We start from the raw sequence: 22,205 nt of genomic DNA on the forward strand, positions 1-22,205 counted from the left end.
AGGTTTTCTTCTAGGTTTTCAAGTCCAGCAGGCCCGAGTCCTTGAGCTTTGGATTAAAGCGGAGAGGTTCCTGTACCGATCGCCGGGCTAGGTGATCAAAGATTTCGGCTTCACGGCGGCGGGCGGCTTGCTTCAGGAATTTCTGTTGGGCCAATTCATCTAAATTATTGTAGGCCTCCTGCTCATCCTGACTGAGGAAGGGACGAATATCAATGGCCTGTTCCCACAGGGAGCGATCGCCCTCATTCCCCGCAGGCATCCCCGCTTCGGTAATCCAATGTTGGCGAATTTGCTCCAAAAGGGTGCGATCGGGGCGTTCAATACATTGGGACTTGATCCAGTAACAATGATCGGGACGGCGGACTAAGTGCTGCTTCAAACTCAAATGCACATCACGGGAATAGCCAATATATTCTAGTTTCTGGTCTTGATTAAAGATGGCATAGGCTCCCACCTTACCCATCAATGCTGGTTGGACGTATCCCTCTGCATCCAAAAAGGGAAGAAAGTCTAAATCCGACAGGGGAAGTAACTTAAGGGCTGGGGTCATGATTTTGACAATTTTGACAGGCGGACGAACGGGGCAAATTCCTCTACCCTTCCCAGTATGCCCCATGGTTGCAGGCAATCGTTAACCGATCACCAATAGATTGATGACTGATTCTAGCTAGGGCGATCGCCGCAAAAGGAAGGAACATCATCCTAAAACTAGATTTCAGCTAACTTCGTCACACTGTTTAGGAGGACAGCCAGTGTAGGATTGATAAGACAATAATTTGAATTTGGCCGGTGTTTCTATGCCCCGTCGCAGTGATCTTAAAAAAATTCTCCTCATCGGCTCAGGCCCGATTGTCATTGGTCAAGCCTGTGAGTTTGATTATTCCGGTACTCAGGCCTGCAAAGCCCTGCGCGAGGAAGGTTATGAAGTCATTCTGATTAATTCCAATCCCGCTACAATCATGACGGATCCGGAAACCGCAGATCGCACCTATATCGAACCCCTCACCCCTGAGATTATTGAAAAAATCATTATTGCCGAACGTCCCGATGCCCTCTTGCCCACCATGGGCGGACAAACTGCCCTCAACCTAGCGGTAACTCTGGCCAAGTCCGGCGTTTTAGATAAATACGGGGTGGAGTTAATTGGCGCAAAACTGCCCGCCATCGAAATGGCAGAGGATCGGAAACTGTTCAAAGAAGCTATGGAGCGCATTGGTGTCGGGGTCTGCCCCTCCGGGTTGGCCAATACCATTGAAGAAGCGCGGGAGATTGGCCAAGAGATTGGCTACTATCCCCTAATTATTCGTCCGGCCTTTACCTTGGGGGGAACCGGCGGCGGCATTGCCTACAACCAAGAGGAGTTTGAAGAAATTGCGGCCTCTGGGCTAGATGCCAGTCCCGTGTCCCAGATTTTAGTAGAGCAATCCCTAATTGGCTGGAAAGAATATGAACTGGAAGTAATGCGGGATTTGGCGGATAACGTGGTGATTATCTGCTCCATTGAAAATCTGGATCCGATGGGGGTACATACGGGGGACTCGATTACGGTTGCGCCGGCCCAAACCCTAACGGACAAAGAGTACCAACGGCTCCGGGATGCCTCCATCAAGATTATTCGGGAAATTGGTGTGGAAACCGGCGGTTCCAATATTCAGTTTGCCGTTAATCCGGACACTGGGGACATGATTGTGATTGAAATGAATCCCCGGGTCTCCCGTTCCTCTGCCCTCGCCTCCAAGGCCACGGGTTTTCCCATCGCCAAAATGGCGGCTAAGTTAGCGGTGGGCTATACCTTGCCCGAAATTCCCAACGATATTACCCAAAAAACCCCCGCCAGTTTTGAACCCACCATTGACTATGTGGTCACTAAAATTCCCCGTTTTGCCTTTGAAAAGTTTCCCGGCGCCCAGCCGGTCTTGACAACCCAAATGAAATCCGTCGGCGAGGCCATGGCCATTGGTCGCACCTTCCAGGAATCCTTCCAAAAAGCATTACGCTCCCTAGAAACCGGCCGGGCTGGCTGGGGTTGCGATCGCCCCGAGAAATTACCCAGTTTGGAACAAATTCGCACCAGTTTACGTACCCCCAATCCCGATCGGATCATAACCCTGCGCCATGCCCTGCTGATGAGTATGACCGTTGAGGATATTTTCGAGTTGACGGCCATTGATCCGTGGTTTTTACGGCACCTTGAAGACCTGTTACAGACTGAAAAATTCCTCAAACGCCAAAAGCTGGAAGCCCTAAGCGCAGATGATCTGTGGATGGTCAAGCAAAAAGGCTTTAGCGATCGCCAGATTGCCTTTGCCACTAAAACCAGCGAGGATCAGGTGCGGGCCCATCGTCAGTCCCTAGGGGTGATTCCCGTCTATAAAACCGTGGATACCTGCGCCGCTGAATTTGAGGCCTATACTCCCTATTACTATTCCACCTACGAACGGCCCACCCAGCAAATCAATTTAGCCACGGGAGAGGTGGAGGTCGTAGCCCCGGAAACGGAAGTCTTAGCAGCCACGAAGCCACGGGTGATGATTCTCGGTTCGGGGCCCAACCGGATTGGCCAGGGGATTGAATTTGACTATTGTTGCTGCCACGCCTCCTATGCCCTGGGGGATGATGGCTATGAAACGGTAATGGTCAATTCCAACCCAGAAACGGTGTCCACGGACTATGACACCAGCGATCGCCTGTATTTTGAACCCCTGACCAAGGAAGATGTTCTCAACATTATTGAAGTCGAGCAGCCGGAGGGGATTATTATCCAGTTTGGCGGTCAGACTCCCCTGAAGTTAGCCGTTCCCCTGCAAGAGTATCTAGCCCAGATGGGCGATCGCACCCCTACCAAGATTTGGGGAACCTCCCCGGACTCCATTGATATTGCCGAGGATCGGGAACGGTTTGAAAAGATTCTCCGCCAGTTAGATATTCCCCAGCCCCCCAATGGCTTAGCCCGTAGTTTTAATGAGGCCCTGACGGTGGCCCAGCGGATTAGTTACCCCGTCGTGGTGCGTCCCAGCTACGTTTTAGGGGGACGGGCCATGGAGATTGTCTACTCCGACAGTCAACTTGAGCATTACATGACCTACGCCGTCCAAGTAGAGCCGGATCACCCCATTTTGATTGATAAATATCTGGAAAATGCCATTGAAGTGGATGTGGATGCGATCGCCGATGGTGAAGGCAATGTGGTCATTGGTGGGGTGATGGAGCACATTGAGCAAGCCGGGATTCACTCTGGGGACTCCGCCTGTAGTTTGCCGCCCCAATCCCTTTCCGCTGCTGCCTTAGAAACCATTCGCGCCTGGAGTATTGCCCTAGCGAAAGCCCTAAACGTCATTGGTCTGATGAATTTACAATTGGCCGTCCAGGGAGAGCAGATCTACATCTTAGAGGCCAACCCCCGCGCCTCCCGTACCGTTCCCTTTGTCTCCAAGGCGATCGGGATTCCCCTGGCAAAAATTGCTGCCCGCTTGATGTCCGGGAAAACCCTGAAGGAATTAAACTTTACCGTCGAGAAAATTCCCGGCTATATCTCTGTAAAAGAAGCCGTTCTCCCCTTTGAAAAATTTGCCGGAACCGATACGGTCTTGGGGCCAGAAATGCGCTCCACCGGCGAAGCCATGGGGATTGACACCTCCTTTGGGGCCGCCTTTGCCAAATCCCAACTCTCGGCCCATCAACGCCTCCCCCTCTCTGGTACGGTTTTTGTCTCCATGAGCGATCGGGATAAGCAAACCATCATCCCCATTGTTAAAGACTTGCAGGCCCTTGGTTTTCATATTTTGGCCACGGAGGGAACCCGCCAGGCCTTAATCGATGCGGGTCTAGCGGAGATTGAACTGATCTTGAAATTGCACCAGGGGCGGCCCAATGTCCTCGATGCGGTCAAGAATGAGCGCATTCACCTAATCCTGAATACTCCCTTTGGGGAAGAAGCGCGGCTAGATGGCCAACTCATTCGCCGATCGGCCCTAGCCTATAAAATTCCCATTGTCACAACCATTGCCGGAGCCAAGGCCACAGCAGCGGCGATCGCGGCCCTCCAGGCTGCCCCCTTGAATGTCCGCACTATCCAGGATTACCATCTGTCCTAGGTTTGACTAGGGTGGGATACAAAGGTGTCCCCACACCTCCCTATCAATGCTACCTTGTACACACAAGTCAAGCTTCACACCTCCTTACTGATGTCAATCCTCTGCAAACTACTTGTCTCTAAAATAGCTGAAACCTTTGCTATTGAAGCGATTTAGCCTATCTTTTGATATGAGATTAAAATTCGTACTTGTAAATTTCAAAAATGAGCGTTAAATTGAAATTGGATCGTTTGAGTTTCAATTTAAGGACAAATATTATAAGTATGGATAAGGGCATCTTTACAACCAGTGCCCCTGGAAGACTTTGGGAAATCTCAGTAGAAGGTCATAAAGATTGGGCGTTCATCCCTGATCCACTACCAGATGAGTGGGAAGTTTCTACCGATCTGTGGGGTTTGCTAGTTCAGGCGCGAGAGGAGCTAGCAAGATTGGATGGAGTAGGCAGATATATGCCAAATTACAACCTACTACTGCGTCCCTTACAGCGACGAGAGGCGTTGCGTTCATCTAGTTTGGAGGGCACGTATGCTACACCGCAACAACTTTTGCTCTTTGAAATTGAACCGAGAGAGCCAAAATCAGCTAATGATCCAGTAAATTCTTGGCAAGAGGTTTGGAACTACAATAGATCGCTGGAGCTAGCGTTGAGTCTTTTGGAGCAAAGACCTCTTAGCCTGAACTTAATTCGAGCAATGCATCAAGCACTTCTATCAGGAGTTCGTGGATTTCAAAGAGATCCAGGTAATTTCCGTCGCACTCAAGTTCATATTGGTTCAGATAGAAGGTTTATTCCGCCCCCGCCAAATGAAGTAATGCCATGTTTAGACGTTCTAGAAAAATATATTCACAGGGAGAAGGGTATTGAACCTTTAGTTTCGTGTTTCATGGTGCATTATCAATTTGAAGCAATTCACCCATTTCTTGATGGTAATGGACGAGTAGGTAGACTTTTATTATCACTGATGATCTATGAGCAATGCCAACTTAGTAAGCCTTGGTTATATTTGAGTGCTTTCTTCGATAAATATAAAGATGAATATATTAACCTCTTATTTCAAGTCAGTACGGAAGGTAACTGGAGGGATTGGCTTTCCTTTTGTCTACGTGGAACTATTGAACAATCGAAAGATGCACTGAGCCGCTTTGATAAACTCCTTAAATTACGTAACCAGTATATGGAGCAGCTAAAACAAGCTGGAGGAAACATCCGGCTTAATCGCCTTATCGAGCATCTGTTTGAATCACCAGCTATAACAGTTTCTCAATTCGCCAAGATGTGCGGAATACAGTACAATACTGCACGTGCAGATATAGTACGCCTAGTCAATATAAATATTCTCTCAGAGTCTGACATCGTAGCACGTCCAAAAATTTACTTTGCGCCGGATATTCTAGAGATTGCCTACGGCGAATAAAATTAGTATGATAACGGTAATAAAATCTTGGTAAAATTGACAGTATATACAGACTATGAGCAGACCCAAACCAGCAAAATTCAGGACTGGCTCGATCACCAAGATGTGAATTTTACAAAAGTGATCAGTGGGGCCCTTGCCCCCCTAGAAACATCCATCGAGTCCCTGATTCCCCATCAACCCCTGATCCTGCTCCGTCAAGCCTGCGATCGCCTCACAGCAAACTGGCACTTAAATTGGCTGTTGATTCAACCCTTTGCCCCAGGGAAAGATTACTCAGACCTGCGCCACGGCTCCCTGGAAACCTGCGATCGCCTTGCAGAGAAAGTAACATTCATGGCTGAAGGTACGGCGGTTATCGATGGCATCATTGACTCCTTCGCCGAAGGCTTAGGCCCCCTAGCGGATACGGGATTAGGATTACTCTTGGCCTTGCAAACCATTCAACGAATTGGCCTCTGCTATGGCTTTGCCCCCGACAGTGACATCAATGAAAATGTCAATTGGGGAATTTTAGCCACCAGTTTAGCTCCCACCCCCCAGGCCCGTCGCCAGGCGATCTCCGCCACCCTGGCCCTAGAACAGGAATCGGCGGATCATGCCCTCAGTCATTTACTCGAAGAAACCACCACCGCCACCGTAGAGGAATCGGTGACCGAACCAATGTTTGAGCAAATCATCATGACCCTAAGTGAAGATTTTAGTGGGGCGATCATTCCCGTCGTTGGCTCCGTCTTGGGGGCGATCGCCGAGGAAAAATTTATTTACAATGTCAGTGAAACCGCCCAGCGGATGTTCCAAGTGCGCTGGCTCCTGAACCGCTATCCCCAAGCACCAAAGGCCTGAAATCAAGTTAGCTGCTGTGGTCGTCACAATTTTCTCAACAGTCTTAACCGCCTTGATAGTGTTCAGCGGCTGGTTTCTCGATCAAAACGCTCTGGGTTGCAAAAGTCGCGTTCGAGCCATCTTTGGTTTAGTTCCATTAGCCATCGGCTCGTGGATTTGCTTAACAATCGTCTTCGCTTTTGCCTTCAAGGTTCCTGGTGCCTACGGCCCCGTGCAATATTGGGTGGGTGACATGGAAGCTTACCGCTTTATCTCTGGTCCTCGGACAATTGCCGCCTTTGCGATACTTGGCGGGATATTCTTTGCGATCATATCGGTGCTTGTTACGGCAATTTATGTGGCACTCAACCCAAGCGGATCCCGACTTAAGGGTATTATTACCCCCTCAGTAGCTTTAGCAATCTATGGATTAGCCTGGTGGATGTTTATCAATTGCGGGTTTTATCCTAGTGCTTGAGATGACAGCTAATGTATTGTTGTCTACTGTCACAAAATTTATCAAAGATTTGGAAAACTTAAACAAAAATTAATTTTTCAGCATAGTCTAATTCAACTACGCTATCATCTACAGGTATTCTAGACCTAAAAAATCTAGGATGCTGCGACTAGCCCTCGTAGCCCCTCGATTATCGATCTCTCAATCATTGGTGTACTAAGCAGGAGTTGAAGTCATGATCCGTTTCTTTTCTCACCACTGGCCCCAATTGAGTGCCCTCGGCGTATTTTATTGCCTACTAGCAGCCGGCCTAGGATACCTTACGAACGCACAGCTAGATGCTATGCAAACTCAAGTGGATACGCTTCAATACGTTAATTACAGCGGATCCCGTGGGTTCTAATCATCCCCCAGGAGAATGATTGTTGCGTTATTTCCGGCAGATACTACTGTTGGTACTCACCGCAGGGGTATTCCTTGGTTTTAGTTGGACAGATAGTGCTCTGGCTCAGTCTCATCCGGATGACATTGGGCCCTACTTGGATCGTGCCATGAACCAAGTAACCGAGTTTAGGCTGAATAATGGCATGCGCTTTATTGTCATGGAGCAGCATCAAGCTCCGGTGGTTTCATTCCTAACCTATGCCGATGTGGGCGGGGTGGATGAACCGGATGGCCAGACAGGGGTTGCCCATTACCTAGAGCATTTAGCCTTCAAGGGAACCCAGCGCATCGGTACCACCGACTACGATGCTGAACGGATCAAGCTGGAAAAACTAGATCACGTTTTTGATCGGATGCAGGCTCTCAAAGGTTCCCCAGAGGCCGATGTCATAGAGCAGCGGGTTCAACTCCTAGGGGAATTTAAGCGGCTGCAAGATGAAGCGGAAAAATACGTCATCTCAAACCAGTATGGTCAGATTGTTCAGCAGGCCGGTGGCGTGGGGGTGAATGCAACCACATCGGCGGAAGCCACCCGCTATTTTTATAGTTTTCCGGCCAACAAGCTTGAACTCTGGATGTCCTTGGAGTCAGAACGATTTTTAGAACCTGTCTTTCGGGACTTTTACCAGGAAAAGTCGGTCATCTTAGAAGAGCGACGACTGCGTACCGAAAACTCCCCCACGGGGCAACTTTTTGATGCCTTTCTGGCAAAGACCTTTAGGGAGCATCCCTATCGTCGGCCGGTAATTGGCTACGAAGAGGATATTCAAAATTTAACCCGGGCGAATGTCCAGGATTTTTTTGATAAGCATTATATTCCCAGTCAGTTAACCACGGTGATTGTCGGGGATGTGCAGCCCTCGGAGGTGAAGCGTCTGGCTGAGATTTATTTTGGTCGCTATCAACCCCGGCCCTTTCAGCCGACGGAGCCAAAACCGGAGCCGCCCCAAACCCGACTACGTCAAGTCAACCTCAAGTTACCCAGTCAGCCCTGGTATTTGGAAGGGTATCCCTGTCCGCCCCTCAAGGATCCGGACTATTTAGCCTACGAGATGCTCTCCCGCATCCTCAGTGATGGCCGCACCTCCCGCCTCTACAAATCCTTAGTCCTAGAGCAGGGAATTGCCCTGAATGCCCAAACCTATCTTGGGTTTCCAGGGAATAAATATCCGAATCGTTTTATTTTTTATGCCCTCACCTCCCCGGGCCATTCCCTGGATCAGGTAGCAAAGGCGATCCATACTGAAATTGAGAAGCTCCAGAGATCGCCCGTGAGTGAAGCGGAACTTGACCAACTGAAGACACGGGCCCGGATGGAATTATTACAGGCATTAATGTCGAACGAAGGCATTGCCCGCCTCTTGGCTGAATATGCGGTTAAAACCGGAGATTGGCGGAAGATATTTACCAAGCTCGAAGCGATCGCCCAGGTTACACCAGCGGATATTCAACGGGTGGCCCAAACCCTAAAAGCCAGTCAGCGAACTGTTGCCCAGATATTGCCCGAATCCTAATTTTTGCTAATTCTTGTCATTCTGGTGCTCCACCGTGAAAAAAATTGGGCGACAGTGGTTAGGGGCAATGGTGTTTTATACTTGCATTCCTTTCCCCTCCCACTGGCCGGTGGAACTCGCCCGCATTGCCCGCTGGGCCCCCTGGGTGGGGGTGATAATCGGCCTAGTTTTGGGGGGACTGAACCTGGGATTGATGAGGTTAGGTCTGCCGGATGCCCCCCGCAGTGTCTTAATTGTGGTGGCTTGGCTAGGCATGACCGGTGGCCTTCATTTTGATGGAGCCATGGATACCGCCGATGGTCTTGGGGTCTGTCCGTCGGAGCAAAATAGAGACTCTATCCGCGATCGCCGCCTTGAGGTTATGGCCGATAGTCGCAGTGGGGCCTTTGGGGTAATGGCCGCCCTGAGTATTTTTAGTCTCAAAATTGCGGCCATTTCCACCTTACCCACCCATGCACCTTGGCTGATGATCTGGCCCCTGATCGGTGGAGCCCTGTGGGGGCGATGGGGCCAACTCTGGGCGATCGCCTGTTACCCCTATCTCAAACCTAGGGGCAAAGGTGCCTTCCATCGGGCCAGTTCTAAATTTCCCCAGGATTTTGGGCCCGGCCTGCTGGGTATTTTGGGGGTGACACTCTATCCCCTCAGTCAAGGGATAACTCTAGCTTGGGTTGCTGCCGCAAGTCTAGGCTGGGGACTTCTGGTGAGTATGGGTTCTGCGGCCTGGTTTAATGCCCGTTTAGGGGGCCATACCGGCGATAGCTATGGGGCTGTGGTGGAATGGACAGAGGCACTGGTGTTAGTGGGATTCACCGCGATTTTTCAGCGCATTCCCCTTTAGGTGATCACCGTGGGGCGATCGCGGCCGGTGAGAACTTTGATTTGGGCAACGTCATCGGCAAGGGCAATCAAATCAGCAAGGGCAACTTGGGCATCTAGGTTATGGCGGCTTGGATTCGGCTCAAAGCGTTCCAGGTAGACCCGCAGCGTCGCCCCTTGGGTTCCCGTCCCCGATAGGCGAAAGACGATGCGACTACCATCGTTAAAAATAATCCGAATCCCCTGCTGCTCACTTACACTCTGATCCACCGGATCCGTATAACTAAAATCATCTGCTATGACCACGTCATAGCCTCCCAGGTTTTGACCCGCCAGAGTGGGGAGTTTTTGCCGTAGTTGATCCATGAGGGTGGCGGCGCGATCGCTCTCAACCCCTTCGTAATCATGGCGAGAATAATAGTTGCGCCCGTAGGTGGCCCAATGATCCTTAACAATCTCAGCCACGGACTGCTGACGCACCGCTAAGATATTCAGCCAAAATAACACGGCCCACAAACCATCTTTTTCCCGGACATGGTTGGAGCCAGTGCCAAAACTTTCCTCACCACAAAGGGTGGCCCGATCCGCATCCAAGAGATTCCCAAAAAATTTCCAGCCCGTTGGGGTTTCAAAGCAATCAATCCCCAGCTTTGCCGCCACCCGATCCACCGCTTGGCTGGTGGGCATCGATCGCGCAACCCCTGTTAGTCCCTGGCGATAACCGGGAACAAGGGTGGCATTAGCCGCAAGGATCGCCAAACTATCACTGGGCGTAACAAAAAAGTTTCCCCCTAAAATCATATTGCGATCGCCATCCCCATCGGAGGCCGCCCCAAAATCTGGCGGTGACTCACCAAAAAGTTGTTCGACCAGATCATGGGCATAGACGAGATTGGGATCGGGATGCCCGCCACCAAAATCCTCTAGGGGAATCCCATTTTGCACCGTTCCCGCTGGTGCTTGCAGGCATTGCTCTAAAATTTGCTGCCCATAGGGGCCGGTGACGGCATGCATGGCATCAAAAATTATCCGAATTTGACCCGAGACAAGGGCTTGGCGGATGCGTTCAAAATCAAAGAGGGACTCCAATAAGGCTTGGTAGTCGGCAACGGCATCGATCACCTCCACCACCATGGCTCCAAGGGGAAACTCTCCCAGAGTATGTAAATTTACATCCGGTGCTTCATCAATCCGGTACTGGGAAATGACTTGGCTACGGGCATACATGGCAGCAGTTACTTTTTCTGGGGCCGGGCCGCCATTTTCTGTATTGAATTTAATGCCAAAATCGCCATCGGGGCCCGCCGGATTATGACTAGCCGATAAAATAATTCCCCCCAAGGTTTGATATTTGCGAATGATACAGGAGGCGGCGGGGGTAGAGAGAATGCCATTCTGACCCACCTTCACCCGGGCAAATCCGTGGGCTGCGGCCATTTTGAGAATGATTTGAATAGCAGTTTGGTTATAGTAGCGGCCATCCCCCCCTAGCACCAATGTTTGGCCCTGGCAGTCCCCTAGGGTATCAAAAATGGCCTGAACAAAGTTTTCCAGGTAGTGGGGCTGTTGAAAGACGGTCACTGGCTTACGGAGTCCCGATGTGCCAGGTTTTTGATCTTGAAAGGGAGAACTGCTGATCGTTTGAATAGCCATGGTTACACCTAGGATTCCCAGGGCTAGTTTACCGTTTGTTTTGGGCCCTTAGCATCCCCTTGAAAAATACCAGACTTCCAGGACGTATCCAGGTGCGATAGTCTTGACCTAAGAGTTATGGTTCACTGCGACGACGGAGAGGCGTGTTCATAGGGTGGGAAAAACAGCCCGATCGCTGGCGAGTATTGCCACAATTGTTGCCATTGCAACACTATTTAGTAAATTGGCGGGGTTAGTCCGACAACAGGCGATCGCCGCTGAATTTGGTGTGGGCGCGGCCGTTGATGCCTATAACTATGCCTATGTCATTCCTGGTTTTCTGTTTATTTTACTCGGTGGGATTAACGGCCCTTTCCATAGCTCGATTATTAGTGTCGTTCTCAAGCATCCCCCGGAAAAAGCGGCCCCCCTAGTGGAAACGATTACGACCTTTGTGGGGGGAGTGTTATTGATCCTCACCGGCGTTTTAATGGTGTTTGCCGAGCCGATTGTCCAGATCATTGCCCCCGGTGCAGGCCCAGAAATCCAGGCGATCGCCGCCGAGCAGTTTCGGATTATGGCTCCCCTAGCGGTGTTATCGGGCCTGATTGGCATTGGCTTTGGCACATTAAATGCGGCGGATCACTACTGGTTGCCGTCCATCAGCCCATTGCTCTCGAGTCTGACGGTGATCATTGGCGTGTGGTTTTTTGCCGACACCTATGGGCCCACGGTACTGGCCTGGGGAACCTTGGCAGGGGGTGTATTGCAATGGCTTGCCCAGATTCCAGCCCAGTGGAAATCCGGCATGGGGACGCTGCGCCTGCGGTTTGATTTTAATCGCCCAGAAGTACGAGAACTGGCCCAGTTAATGGGGCCGGCCACCCTTTCTTCGGGAATGCTGCTGATCAGCGTCTATATTAGCTTGTTTTTTGCCTCCCAATTGCCGGTGGGAGCCGCTTCCGCCCTAGGGTATGCCCAACTCTTGTTTTTAACGCCCTTGGGTATCCTCTCCAATGTGATCCTTGTGCCCTATATGCCCATTTTCTCTAAGTTGGCGGCTCCCGATCGCTGGCCTGACTTAAAGGATCGCATTCGCCAAAGTTTAATCCTATCCGCCCTGAGTATGATGCCCTTGGGAGCAATGATGGCAGCCCTAGCCTTACCGGCGGTGCGGGTGGTCTATGAGCGACAGGCCTTTGATCTGGAAGCGTCGGAACTGGTCTCGGCCCTGCTCTTGGTCTACGCCATTGGTATGTTTTTCTACCTGGCGCGGGATGTCATTGTCCGGGTATTTTATGCCCTAGAAGATGGCCGCACGCCTCTCTATGTCACCCTGTGGGGCCTAGGATTTAATGCCGCCTTTTGTTTTTTATTTACCCAGGCCTTTGGGGCAACGGGTTTGGCTATGGCCACGGTGGGGGTAAATTTCATTTCCCTGATTGCCCTCATTTGGATGTTGCAACGCCGGTTGGGGGGACTCCCCTGGCCCACCTTGATACCTCCCATGGTTGGCATTGCCATCGCTAGTATTGCCGGTGGCCTAACGAGTTGGGGCAGCCTCTGGGGCTTAGAGTACCTTTTGGGCCGGGAGGGTTTAATCGTGCAATTAGTGCAACTGTCTCTTGCGGGTTTGGTCGGTGTGATCGTGTTTACCCTAGGGATTTGGCCCCTGAAACTGTCAGAGATTAACTTTTTCCTAAATCGTTTGCAGCGATTTTTACCAAAACGATTTCAAAAAAATAATCCCTAAGAAAGCCCGTTAGGGTTCCAGCGATCGCCGCCCTAGCTCTCCCGTAGCCGTTGAGACCACACCCGTGTGGGCAGGCCCCAAATATAAATAAATCCTTCGGCGGCTTTGTGATCAAATTGATCCTCTGCCCCATAGGTGGCCAAGTCTGGCGTATAGAGGGAATAGTCTGACTTGCGACCAACTACGCTAGCGGTTCCCTTGAATAGCTTAATCCTCACCGTTCCCGTCACACGGGCTTGGGTTTGCAGAATAAAGGCATCCAAGGCCTGCTTCAGGGGACTATACCAAAGACCGTTATAGACGAGGCGGCTATAGGTTTCTTCAATGCCCCGTTTGTACTGACTCACATCGGCGGTGAGGGCCAGACTTTCCAGTTCGCGGTGGGCTTGAATGAGTAACAGTAGGGCCGGAGCTTCATAAATTTCCCGAGACTTGATCCCCACCAACCGGTTTTCAATCATATCCACCCGGCCCACACCATGAAGGCCCGCCCGCCGATTTAAGCGGGTAATAACTTTCACTGGGTCTAGGACATCCCCGTTCACCGTTGTCGGAATCCCCTCCTCAAAACCAATTTCAATGTATTCCGGTGAGTTGGGAGTGTCATCGATCGCCGTGGTCATGGCATAAATTTCTTCTAGGGGTTCCGTCCAGGGATCCTCAAGGGGGCCCGCTTCAATACTGCGGCCCAAGAGGTTGCGATCGATACTGTAGGGAGAGGATTTTTTAACGGGGGCAGAAATGCCATACTTTTCGCCGTAGGCAATGGTTTCTTCCCGACTCATCCCCCATTCCCGGGCTGGGGCCAAGACCTTCAGATCGGGATTCAAGGCGGCGATCGCCACATCAAAGCGCACCTGATCATTGCCCTTGCCGGTACAGCCGTGGGCCACCGCATCGGCCCCGTACTCAGCGGCCGCATCCACTAAAAGTTTGGCAATGAGGGGACGAGCTAGGGCCGTGGAGAGGGGATACCGATTTTCGTAGAGGGCATTGGCCTGAATGGAGGGAAAGGCATAGTTCTGAATAAAGGTGTCCTGGGCATCCACAACCAAGGATTCACTGGCACCAGAATCGAGGGCTTTTTGCTGGATGGGAGCCAGTTCATCGCCCTGACCCAGATCTGCCGCCAAGGTAATGACCTCTTCCACCCCCCATTCATGCTTGAGGTAAGGAATACACACTGACGTATCGACACCGCCAGAGTAAGCAAGCACAACTTTTTTGGCACGACCCATAGCTAAAACCTGATTGATGGCATTGACCCTCCTATTATCAACAAATTGGGCCAACCCTCACCCCCTTATTTAGGAATTCTCAAGGTTTGGTGATATTTAGGGGCAAATCCCCATGGCCCCATGGCAATAAAATGGCGATAAAAAAACAAAACTTTGTCACAAGAGCATTTATCCTTAGGGCGACAATGGTTAATGAGTGATCATTGAAGGTAATCAGTCATGGCCCTGGGCGCATCTCTGCATATTCGTAAAATCTGGCGACGTTTCTGGATAGCACTTTGCCTCCTAGTGGGGATTTGGCTACTGCCAGCCTTGCCGGCCCAGGCCCTTTTACCCATCCCTGGAACTCAAACCCTCATCGCTCGTTTGCCTGCGGGTAATGCGATCACGGATCCCAAGGCCCTGCTGCGGTTGGCCCTGCCCATTGACAACCCAACGGTGCGGGAACTTCAGACGGATCTAGAGGATATTTCACCTCTCTTGCGGGGAAAACGCTGGTCGAGCATTTCTGCCAATGTGAGTAAGGCCAAGGCAATTCTCCGCGATCGCCCCGATCAATTGTTAAGTAGTATTCCTGAGGATCGCCAAGGGCAAGCCCAAACCCTGCTGGCGGAACTAGTCCCATCCCTCGATACTCTGCAAGAGGCTGCAAAAAACAAGGATCGCACAACTCTGTTGTCCGCCAAAGCTACCGCATTGGATCTGGTGGGAAAACTGGAAGAGTTGATGGTACAGGATTTTGCCTACACCCCACCCCCGGAATACGCCGATCTACCCCAACTCCTTGGCCGGGCAACGGTGGAAATGGATACGAGCCAGGGCCCCCTAACCATTGTTGTGGATGGTTACAGTGCGCCGATTACGGCCGGTAACTTTATTGACCTGGTACAGCGGGGATTTTACAATAAGCTCCCATTTATCCGAGCCGAAGAATCCTACGTCCTCCAAGCCGGTGATCCCCCTGGCCCTGAGGTAGGTTTTATTGACCCTAAAACCAAAAAATACCGAGCCATCCCCCTGGAAATTCTAGTAAAGGGCGATCGCCAACCCCTCTATGGCATTACCCTAGAAGAGGCCGGTCGCTATCTAGAATATCCGGTCTTACCCTTCTCTGCCTACGGCACCCTCGCCCTAGCCCGCCCCAATGAGGATCCCAATGGCGGTTCCTCCCAATTCTTTTTCCTATTATTTGAGCCGGAACTCACCCCCGCTGGCTTGAATTTACTGGATGGCCGTTATGCCGTCTTTGGCTACGTCGTGGAGGGGCAAGATGCCTTAGGGAAACTCCGAGAAGGGGATACGATTACCTCAGCAAAGGTCATTGATGGCCTGGAAAACTTCAAAGCTTGAGGCCCAATCCTGGTGGGCTGCTTGGTATTTCGTTGTCATGTGAGGTGTTTTTTATGGTGAATGTAACTGTTGATGAGATCCAACGTGATCCATTAAAATACCTGCGCCAAGTAGAGGCAGGTAAAACTCTTGTCATTGTTAGATCTAATCAGCCGATCGCTGAACTTAGACCTATTGCCAGTAACAAGCAATTACGACCATTTGGTTTGTGCTCAGGCGAGTTTACCGTTCCAGATGATTTTGATGCTCCTTTGCCAGAAGACCTTCTCAGTGCATTTGAGGGCAAATGAAGATTTTGTTAGATACACACATCTTCTTATGGTTCATCAGCGGTGATACCCAACTATCAACAGATGTTCGGGATGTCATTCGCGATCCAGACAATGAGGTCTATCTGAGTGCAGTTTCAGTCTGGGAAGCAATTGTCAAATACCAGTTAGGCAAGTTACCCCTGCCGGAACATCCTGAAACGTATCTACCCAAACAACGAGATTTGCATCAAATTGCCAGTCTTACTCTTGACGAAGGTAGTGTAACTCAACTGGCTAAACTGCCACCATTACATCGTGACCCGTTTGACCGAATGCTGATTTGTCAAGCTTTACAAAATAGTTTAACAATTGCGACTGTGGATACAGCAGTTCGTACCTATTCAGTCAGCGTTATGTAGCAGCCCAACGCAACAATTCAAATACAGTGGACGGTTGAAAGCCGCTAGTGTTGAATTCAAGGTTATCTGCGGCCGCTGATTTGAGCCGTTAGCTGAAAAATCTTTGCCTGCCATCCCCACTAGAACCATGTTCAACCGAGGGAGACTCCAGGGATGTTTGTTGTCAATTCCTGACCTATATCTTGAAAAATTAACGTATGATCCTGAGGGTATTCTTGAGGAGGATGTTATTGTGGCCCATGCAGTCACCCTAGTTCGCGGCGATGGAATTGGCCCAGAAGTGGCCAAGGCGACCCAAACGGCGATCGATGCCACTGGCGTAGCGATTAATTGGCAGATTGTCGATGCTGGGATTGACATGATGGACAAGTATGGCACTCCTCTACCAGAAAATGTCTTGGATGCCATTAAAGAAACGAAAACAGCGATCAAGGGGCCAATTACGACTCCCGTGGGCACTGGCTTTCGGTCTGTGAATGTGGAAATTCGCAAACGCCTAAATCTCTACGCCAACCTGCGGCCCGCTAAATCCATCCCTGGCGTGAAGAGCTACTTTCAAAATATTGATCTGGTGATTGTCCGCGAAAATACAGAGGATCTCTACGCTGGCATTGAGTTTGAATATACCTCCGAGGAAGCCGCCCAGGCCCGCAAATTTCTATCGGAGCTTTCTGGAAAGCCTCTGAAAGAGGATGCTGCCATTGGCATTAAGCCGATCTCTGTTACCGGCAGTGATAAAATCCTCGAATTTGCCTTTAAGTATGCCCAATCCCACGGCCGCAAAAAAGTAACGGCGGTTCACAAAGCAAATATCATGAAATTTACCGATGGTTTGTTTCTAGATCGGGCACGGCTCATGGCCCCCAGCTATGCTGATATTGAGTTTGAAGATCGGATTGTTGACAATATGTGTATGCAGTTAATGCAGAAGCCCGAACTCTACGATGTCATGGTCATGCCCAACCTCTACGGTGATATTTTGTCCGATCTCTGTGCGGGCATGATTGGTGGATTAGGGGTTGCTCCGGGGGCCAATATTGGTGATGACTATGCGGTCTTTGAAGCGATCCATGGTTCTGCGCCAAAATATGCCGGGCAAAATAAAGCCAACCCCACAGCCCTAATCCTTTCCGGTGTGTTAATGCTTCAATACCTGGGGGAAATGGAGGCAGCCCAACGCTTACAATCGGCGGTGGAAAAAGTGATCAGTGAGCGAAAGGCTGTCACCTATGATCTCACACCGGTGGGTCAAACTCCAGTGGGAACCCAGGAAATGGCGGCGGCGATCGCTGAGTATGCGGCTCCCTAGGCTCAATGATTGGTTGATCATGGATTGACCGGCCTGTAGCTTCAAAAAGATTCAAGGGCCATTCGCCAATACCAATGGTAGAATCAGGCCAATGAGCCTCTATAGGTTTCCCATGCTATCTGTCAATAATTCCGCTGACTCCCTCAACTCAGGGGAAGGGCTAAATACAGCAACGACTCAGGTTTTAGTGGTTGAGGACGAGGAACTGATCCGTGAAACCCTGGTTTTAGCACTGAGCGAAGAAGGTTACGATGTCATTGCCGCCACCGATGGCCATCAAGCCCTAGACCTCATTAATACTCGCCTACTGCAAACCAATCTTTCTCCCCATTCCCCTTCATCCCTGGGACTAATTATTTTAGATTTAATGCTGCCTGGGGTGAGCGGTCTAGACCTATGCCGATTTATTCGACGGGAAGGATGTACGGTTCCCATTTTAATGATTAGTGCCAAGGGCAGTGAAATTGATCGGGTAGTCGGTCTGGAAATTGGCGCCGATGACTACCTTTCCAAACCCTTTGGGATGCGGGAGTTAATTGCCCGCTGTCGCGCCCTTTTGCGTCGAGTGAGTGGCCATGGTGCCAGCACGCCGGTGTTCCGCTACCGTGACCTCAGTCTCTATCCCCAGGAATGTCGCGTCCTTTTACGGGGGACAGAAATTAATTTATCTCCGAAAGAATACAAGCTTTTAGAGTTATTTATGAGCCAGCCTCGGCGAGTGTGGCCTAGGGAACAGCTTTTAGACCGAATTTGGGGTCATGATTTTATTGGGGATAGTAAAACCGTTGATGTTCATATTCGATGGTTACGGGAAAAAGTTGAAGAGGATCCGAGCCATCCCGCCTATATTTTGACGGTGCGTGGATTTGGCTATCGCTTTGGTTAATGGTTAATCCTTAGGAGCCACGGTGGTTGTCTGGTCGTTTTTGCTAGGACTATTCCTAGGGCTAGGCCTATGGGCAGCGTGTCGCTATTTTTTTTATTACCAATTTAGCCAAATATTGCGAGGCTACAATGCCCGCCCCCTCAAGTCACCCCTGATCAATCGGGTGAAAACCGTTCTTACTTCCCTGCAACATTCCCTTGATCAACAGGCCGAGGATATTAAAATTTGGCAGAAAATTGTTGATCTTAATCCCGTGGCCTATCTTCAGGTAGATCAAGATAACCTGTTGCTATGGTGTAACCAAGAGGCGCGATCGCTCTTAGGGATTCAGTATCCACCGGGTCGCCTGCTCCTAGAGTTAGTCCGCTCCTACGAATTAGATTGCTTGATTGAAGATGTCCGTACCCTACAGCAATGTTGTCAGCGGGAATGGCTACATACCTGTGTTTATTCGGGGGATCATTCCTATCGGAAACCCTTGCGGGCTAATGGCTTACCGTTACCAGAGGGCCAGGTGGGTATTTTTCTGGAAGATCGCGAAGAAGTGCGAGTTTTACGGGATGAGCGCGATCGCTGGGCGGCGGATGTGGCCCACGAGTTAAAAACGCCCCTGACTTCCCTTCGTTTAGTGGCGGAAACCCTTCAAAATCGCATTGATCCGAGCCTACGTCATTGGGTCGATCGCCTCGTCAATGAAATTATTCGCCTGAGCCTGCTTGTGCAGGAGCTATTGGAACTAAATCGCCTCTCCTTGACCGCCATGGACGACATTCAACGGGAATCCCTGGATTTGGTTAACCTGATCCATACCGCATGGCATAGTCTCGAACCCCTGGCCACCGCCAAACAGATTCAGTTGAACTACGACGGCCCCCAAACCTTGATTTATAGCGGCAATGAAGCCCAACTCTTTCGCCTGCTGCTGAATGTTTTTGACAATGGGATCAAGTACAGTCCTGAGCAGGGAGTACTCCAGATTCACCTCAAGGTCACACCTAGAGTCGATGGGGGAGTTGATGGGGGCGGCGATCGGGAAGTGGATGGGGATGGCAGATCATTTCTGTGTCTTGAAATTATTGATAGTGGCCCTGGCTTTAAGGCAAAGGATATTCCCTATATTTTTGATCGCTTTTATCGGGCTGACCAAGCACGGGTTCATCGACCGCTGCAAATGATCTCTTCGGTGGCGATCGCCCATGGTACCCAGGAGGAAACCACCCCCATTGGCTCCGGCAGTGGTCTTGGCTTAGCCATTGTGTATCAAATTGCCCAGCATCATGGTGGCCATGTCCAGGCAGCCAATCATCCAGAACGGGGGGGAGCCTGGCTACGCATTTTCCTACCCATGCCCCATTCTTAACTATTAGCTTCTTAACCATCAGCCGGTCAGCAAAACCTATGCGCGTCAATGCCAGTCGTACCTACCATGATCCGCTCCATGGTGCCATTACTCTCGATTCTGGAGTTCCAGAGGAGCATTTACTCATTCAACTCATTGATACCCCTGGGTTTCAACGGCTGCGGCGAATTCGCCAGTTGGGGCCCGCCAGCTTAACCTTCCATGGGGCAGAAGGATCCCGATTTACCCATTCCCTGGGGGTGATGCACATTGCCCGCCGCTGCTTTGATCGCCTCGTCAAACACCATCCCCACTTACAACCCTACCGAGCCGCCCTTTTAGCCGCCGCCCTCCTCCACGACATTGGCCATGGCCCCCTCAGTCACACGGCGGAGGAAATTTTTGCCACCCACCACGAAGCCTGGACAAAGCGAATTCTTCAAGAGTCTCAATCAATTCGTACCATTTTAGATACCTACGATCCTGGGTTGGCCGATGATTTGGTGCGTATCTATAACAAAACTTTTCCAGTGCCCTTAGTTTGGCAATTAGTCTCTAGTCAGTTGGACTGCGATCGCCTGGATTACTTAATGCGAGATAGTTATTTCACCGGCGCATCCTACGGAAAGTTAGATCTAGATCGAATTTTAATGGCCATCGACTACGAACCCAAAACCCAACAATTAGTGGTTGCCCGCAAAGGCCAAGCCGCCATTGAGCATTACCTATTTGTGCGCTACTTTATGTATGCCCAGGTATACAATCACCCGAAAAACTTGGCTGCGGCCTGGGTCCTTGAGAAGATCACGGAACGGGGGCGATCGCTCTTGCAGGAGGGTAAGATTTTTGCGGATGCCACGATGGCGGCCTGGCTTAGTCCCCGGGCCGATGCCCTCACCTTGGAACGGTATTTAGGGGGGGATGACATTGTTTTTCTCTACCATCTCCAGCAGTGGCAACAGTCCCAAGATGCGGTGTTAGCGGATTTGTGTCGTCGCTACTTAGATAGAGATATCCTCAAAGCCCTTGATATTAGTGACTTAAGCGAAACTGATCAAACCCACTGCTTAAACGAGGCTATCCAGTTAGCCCATCGGGCTGGATTCTCGGAAACATTCTATGTGGGATTGCGAGTCTCCCTAAGTCGTGGTTATACCCAATACCAAAAAGGGATTAAGTTAGCCGTGGGCGATCGCCTAGATGAAATTACCACCCACTCTCCCCTGATTTCCGCCCTTATTACCCCGATGCGGCGAACCTGGTTAATCTATCCCCGCGAGATTGAATCTTCTCTGATCTCCCTCAAGATGGCATCAACCACGATCAACGAACATAGTCATCAGTTGCGACCTGACCATGAGAATTCTAAGGTTCCCTAGTTGGCCACAGCAATATAGATAAGCCATTTTAATATGACCATCTCAAGGGAGTAAAAAACGAGCATCCCCCGTGGGCGTTGGTCGCGGTTCCTGACGGGGGCTAAGTAACTGGGCCTCCCCAGGCTGGGAAGCCGGGGGTAATTGGGGTGTGACCACGTCCGGTTCTACCATCGGCCGGCTCGGTTGCTGGGGGGATTCTAGGGGAATGCCCGCCAAGGGAGAGTAATAATTCACCAGGGTTTGGATCAATTGCTGCCGTTCCTGGCGATTTAAAGCCTGGATCACCGCCATATCTCCTGCCATCGGGTTTTCCTTGAGATAGGACGTACCTGGATAAGTACTCCCTTGCAGAAAATCATTTACCCCCAGAAAGTCCCCTAGGGTGATCTTCCAGTCCAATCGATAGACCGGAGAACGTCCCTTCACTGTGGTGTGGTAGACAATCAGCCGCTCAATCAACGTACTTTCACTGGCTACCTGATTGGTTTCCTGGCGAATATAGGTGTTTTCCAAGGGGAAGTTGGGCAGTTTTGCGTAAATTTCCCCAGCCACTTGACGGGGATTGGCAAAAACAGGGGCCGTTTGGGCAACGCTAACGGCGGCGGGTTTGCCCAGGATTAGCGGCTCAGTATGGCCCAAAAATAGGGCGAAAAATGCCGCTAAGATACCCAGGACTAGGCAGCCCACAAATCGCTGATATCGCCCAAGACTACGTCCCATATCCTCACCTAAATCATTGATGGATCATTGATGCTGACACTCCCCAAATAGGGAAAGTTGCCATTGGTCAATTCCGTTTATATCGAGAAGGTTGTTACTCCGGCAATAGTTCCGGTTCAATCATTTCATCGGACATATCAATAATGGCGCGGGTAACGGGTTTCATCGAGACCTCCTCGAACTCCTCCGCATCAATGGTGCGCTGCTGTTTAGCGCGATTGGCGATTTGTACCGTAATCCGATAGCGATTTGAGGAATGCCTCACCAATTGCTCTGCCCGACGCATCACATCAGAGGTGGAATAGGACACTCGTTTTTGCATGGGTAGTAGTCTCTCAGGTGCAGAAATAAACGAAAACTG

19 protein-coding genes are annotated in these 22,205 nt (G+C 50.6%); 14 read left to right on the forward strand and 5 right to left on the reverse strand.

All coding sequences use genetic code 11. From position 1 onward, the window contains the following. Positions 1-10 precede the first annotated feature (10 nt). Entirely contained in the window at positions 11-550 is a 540-nt protein-coding gene (locus tag L3556_RS14800; protein WP_277868108.1) for a GIY-YIG nuclease family protein, read from the reverse strand. A gap of 247 nt (positions 551-797) precedes the next feature. Here L3556_RS14800 and carB point away from each other — a divergent pair, with 247 nt between their 5' ends. From carB to cobS, 6 genes are all read left to right on the forward strand, one after another. After that, positions 798-4,094 (forward strand): carbamoyl-phosphate synthase large subunit, encoded by a 3,297-nt coding sequence (gene carB / locus L3556_RS14805; protein ID WP_277868109.1) that lies wholly within the window; start codon positions 798-800, stop codon positions 4,092-4,094. Between the two features lie 203 nt (positions 4,095-4,297). Then, positions 4,298-5,509, forward strand: coding sequence for a Fic family protein (locus L3556_RS14810; protein WP_277868110.1), 1,212 nt, complete (start codon positions 4,298-4,300; stop codon positions 5,507-5,509). Between the two features lie 36 nt (positions 5,510-5,545). Further along, the gene (locus L3556_RS14815) at positions 5,546-6,355 is read left to right on the forward strand and encodes an EcsC family protein (protein ID WP_277868111.1); all 810 of its coding nucleotides are present in this window, start codon (positions 5,546-5,548) and stop codon (positions 6,353-6,355) included. 16 nt (positions 6,356-6,371) lie between these two features. After that, complete coding sequence (locus L3556_RS14820; protein WP_277868112.1) at positions 6,372-6,812, forward strand: hypothetical protein; 441 nt, start codon at positions 6,372-6,374, stop codon at positions 6,810-6,812. 401 nt (positions 6,813-7,213) lie between these two features. Further along, a complete protein-coding gene (locus L3556_RS14825) occupies positions 7,214-8,749 on the forward strand; it encodes a M16 family metallopeptidase (RefSeq protein ID WP_277868113.1) in 1,536 nt (511 codons plus the stop codon). 34 nt (positions 8,750-8,783) lie between these two features. Continuing rightward, positions 8,784-9,590, forward strand: a complete 807-nt coding sequence (gene cobS / locus L3556_RS14830) for an adenosylcobinamide-GDP ribazoletransferase (protein WP_277868114.1) — start codon at positions 8,784-8,786, stop codon at positions 9,588-9,590. On the opposite strand, the gene L3556_RS14835 is transcribed toward cobS, so the two are convergent. Continuing rightward, complete coding sequence (locus L3556_RS14835; RefSeq protein ID WP_277868115.1) at positions 9,587-11,221, reverse strand: alpha-D-glucose phosphate-specific phosphoglucomutase; 1,635 nt, start codon at positions 11,219-11,221, stop codon at positions 9,587-9,589. The genes cobS and L3556_RS14835 overlap by 4 nt on opposite strands. A gap of 154 nt (positions 11,222-11,375) precedes the next feature. Here L3556_RS14835 and murJ point away from each other — a divergent pair, with 154 nt between their 5' ends. Beyond that, entirely contained in the window at positions 11,376-12,953 is a 1,578-nt protein-coding gene (murJ, locus tag L3556_RS14840) for a murein biosynthesis integral membrane protein MurJ (protein WP_277868116.1), read from the forward strand. Positions 12,954-12,985: 32 nt separating this feature from the next. On the opposite strand, the gene L3556_RS14845 is transcribed toward murJ, so the two are convergent. Beyond that, the gene (locus L3556_RS14845) at positions 12,986-14,191 is read right to left on the reverse strand and encodes an argininosuccinate synthase (protein ID WP_277868117.1); all 1,206 of its coding nucleotides are present in this window, start codon (positions 14,189-14,191) and stop codon (positions 12,986-12,988) included. 219 nt (positions 14,192-14,410) lie between these two features. On the opposite strand from L3556_RS14845, the gene L3556_RS14850 reads away from it, so the two are divergent. The 7 genes from L3556_RS14850 to L3556_RS14880 all read left to right on the forward strand — a co-directional run bounded on the left by L3556_RS14850 (position 14,411) and on the right by L3556_RS14880 (position 21,124). Continuing rightward, entirely contained in the window at positions 14,411-15,541 is a 1,131-nt protein-coding gene (locus L3556_RS14850) for a peptidylprolyl isomerase (protein WP_277868118.1), read from the forward strand. 53 nt (positions 15,542-15,594) lie between these two features. Further along, on the forward strand, positions 15,595-15,831 hold the full coding sequence (locus L3556_RS14855) for a type II toxin-antitoxin system Phd/YefM family antitoxin (RefSeq protein WP_277868119.1): 237 nt from the start codon (positions 15,595-15,597) through the stop codon (positions 15,829-15,831). Continuing rightward, positions 15,828-16,211 carry a type II toxin-antitoxin system VapC family toxin gene (locus L3556_RS14860; RefSeq protein ID WP_277868120.1) on the forward strand — a complete coding sequence of 128 codons (384 nt, stop codon included), beginning with the start codon at positions 15,828-15,830 and terminating at the stop codon, positions 16,209-16,211. Before L3556_RS14855 ends, L3556_RS14860 begins: the two co-directional genes overlap by 4 nt. Positions 16,212-16,443: 232 nt before the next feature. After that, entirely contained in the window at positions 16,444-17,520 is a 1,077-nt protein-coding gene (locus L3556_RS14865) for an isocitrate/isopropylmalate dehydrogenase family protein (protein WP_277868121.1), read from the forward strand. 112 nt (positions 17,521-17,632) lie between these two features. Continuing rightward, positions 17,633-18,406: a winged helix-turn-helix domain-containing protein gene (locus tag L3556_RS14870; RefSeq protein ID WP_277868122.1), complete on the forward strand. Its 774-nt coding sequence runs from the start codon at positions 17,633-17,635 to the stop codon at positions 18,404-18,406. Positions 18,407-18,428: 22 nt separating this feature from the next. Beyond that, the gene (locus L3556_RS14875) at positions 18,429-19,766 is read left to right on the forward strand and encodes a PAS domain-containing sensor histidine kinase (RefSeq protein WP_277868123.1); all 1,338 of its coding nucleotides are present in this window, start codon (positions 18,429-18,431) and stop codon (positions 19,764-19,766) included. A gap of 38 nt (positions 19,767-19,804) precedes the next feature. Continuing rightward, positions 19,805-21,124, forward strand: coding sequence for an HD domain-containing protein (locus L3556_RS14880; protein WP_277868124.1), 1,320 nt, complete (start codon positions 19,805-19,807; stop codon positions 21,122-21,124). Between the two features lie 42 nt (positions 21,125-21,166). Here the strand turns inward: L3556_RS14880 and L3556_RS14885 are convergent, their stop codons facing one another. Beyond that, positions 21,167-21,844 carry a hypothetical protein gene (locus tag L3556_RS14885; RefSeq protein WP_277868125.1) on the reverse strand — a complete coding sequence of 226 codons (678 nt, stop codon included), beginning with the start codon at positions 21,842-21,844 and terminating at the stop codon, positions 21,167-21,169. A 94-nt stretch (positions 21,845-21,938) separates the two neighbouring features. Further along, positions 21,939-22,166, reverse strand: coding sequence for a DNA-directed RNA polymerase subunit omega (locus L3556_RS14890; protein ID WP_277868126.1), 228 nt, complete (start codon positions 22,164-22,166; stop codon positions 21,939-21,941). Positions 22,167-22,205: the final 39 nt, after the last annotated feature.

The organism is Candidatus Synechococcus calcipolaris G9, assembly GCF_029582805.1.
GTDB classification, from domain to species: Bacteria; Cyanobacteriota; Cyanobacteriia; order Thermosynechococcales; family Thermosynechococcaceae; genus Synechococcus_F; species Synechococcus_F calcipolaris.

Coding starts and splice junctions, on each gene's coding strand:
- L3556_RS14835 (WP_277868115.1), bottom strand. CDS start 11,221: ATGGCTATTCAAACGATCAGCAGTTCTCCCTTTCAAGATCAAAAACCT.
- L3556_RS14860 (WP_277868120.1), top strand. CDS start 15,828: ATGAAGATTTTGTTAGATACACACATCTTCTTATGGTTCATCAGCGGT.
- L3556_RS14890 (WP_277868126.1), bottom strand. CDS start 22,166: ATGCAAAAACGAGTGTCCTATTCCACCTCTGATGTGATGCGTCGGGCA.
- L3556_RS14870 (WP_277868122.1), top strand. CDS start 17,633: ATGCTATCTGTCAATAATTCCGCTGACTCCCTCAACTCAGGGGAAGGG.
- L3556_RS14845 (WP_277868117.1), bottom strand. CDS start 14,191: ATGGGTCGTGCCAAAAAAGTTGTGCTTGCTTACTCTGGCGGTGTCGAT.
- L3556_RS14885 (WP_277868125.1), bottom strand. CDS start 21,844: ATGGGACGTAGTCTTGGGCGATATCAGCGATTTGTGGGCTGCCTAGTC.
- L3556_RS14850 (WP_277868118.1), top strand. CDS start 14,411: ATGGCCCTGGGCGCATCTCTGCATATTCGTAAAATCTGGCGACGTTTC.
- L3556_RS14810 (WP_277868110.1), top strand. CDS start 4,298: ATGAGCGTTAAATTGAAATTGGATCGTTTGAGTTTCAATTTAAGGACA.
- L3556_RS14855 (WP_277868119.1), top strand. CDS start 15,595: ATGGTGAATGTAACTGTTGATGAGATCCAACGTGATCCATTAAAATAC.
- L3556_RS14800 (WP_277868108.1), bottom strand. CDS start 550: ATGACCCCAGCCCTTAAGTTACTTCCCCTGTCGGATTTAGACTTTCTT.
- carB (WP_277868109.1), top strand. CDS start 798: ATGCCCCGTCGCAGTGATCTTAAAAAAATTCTCCTCATCGGCTCAGGC.
- L3556_RS14880 (WP_277868124.1), top strand. CDS start 19,805: ATGCGCGTCAATGCCAGTCGTACCTACCATGATCCGCTCCATGGTGCC.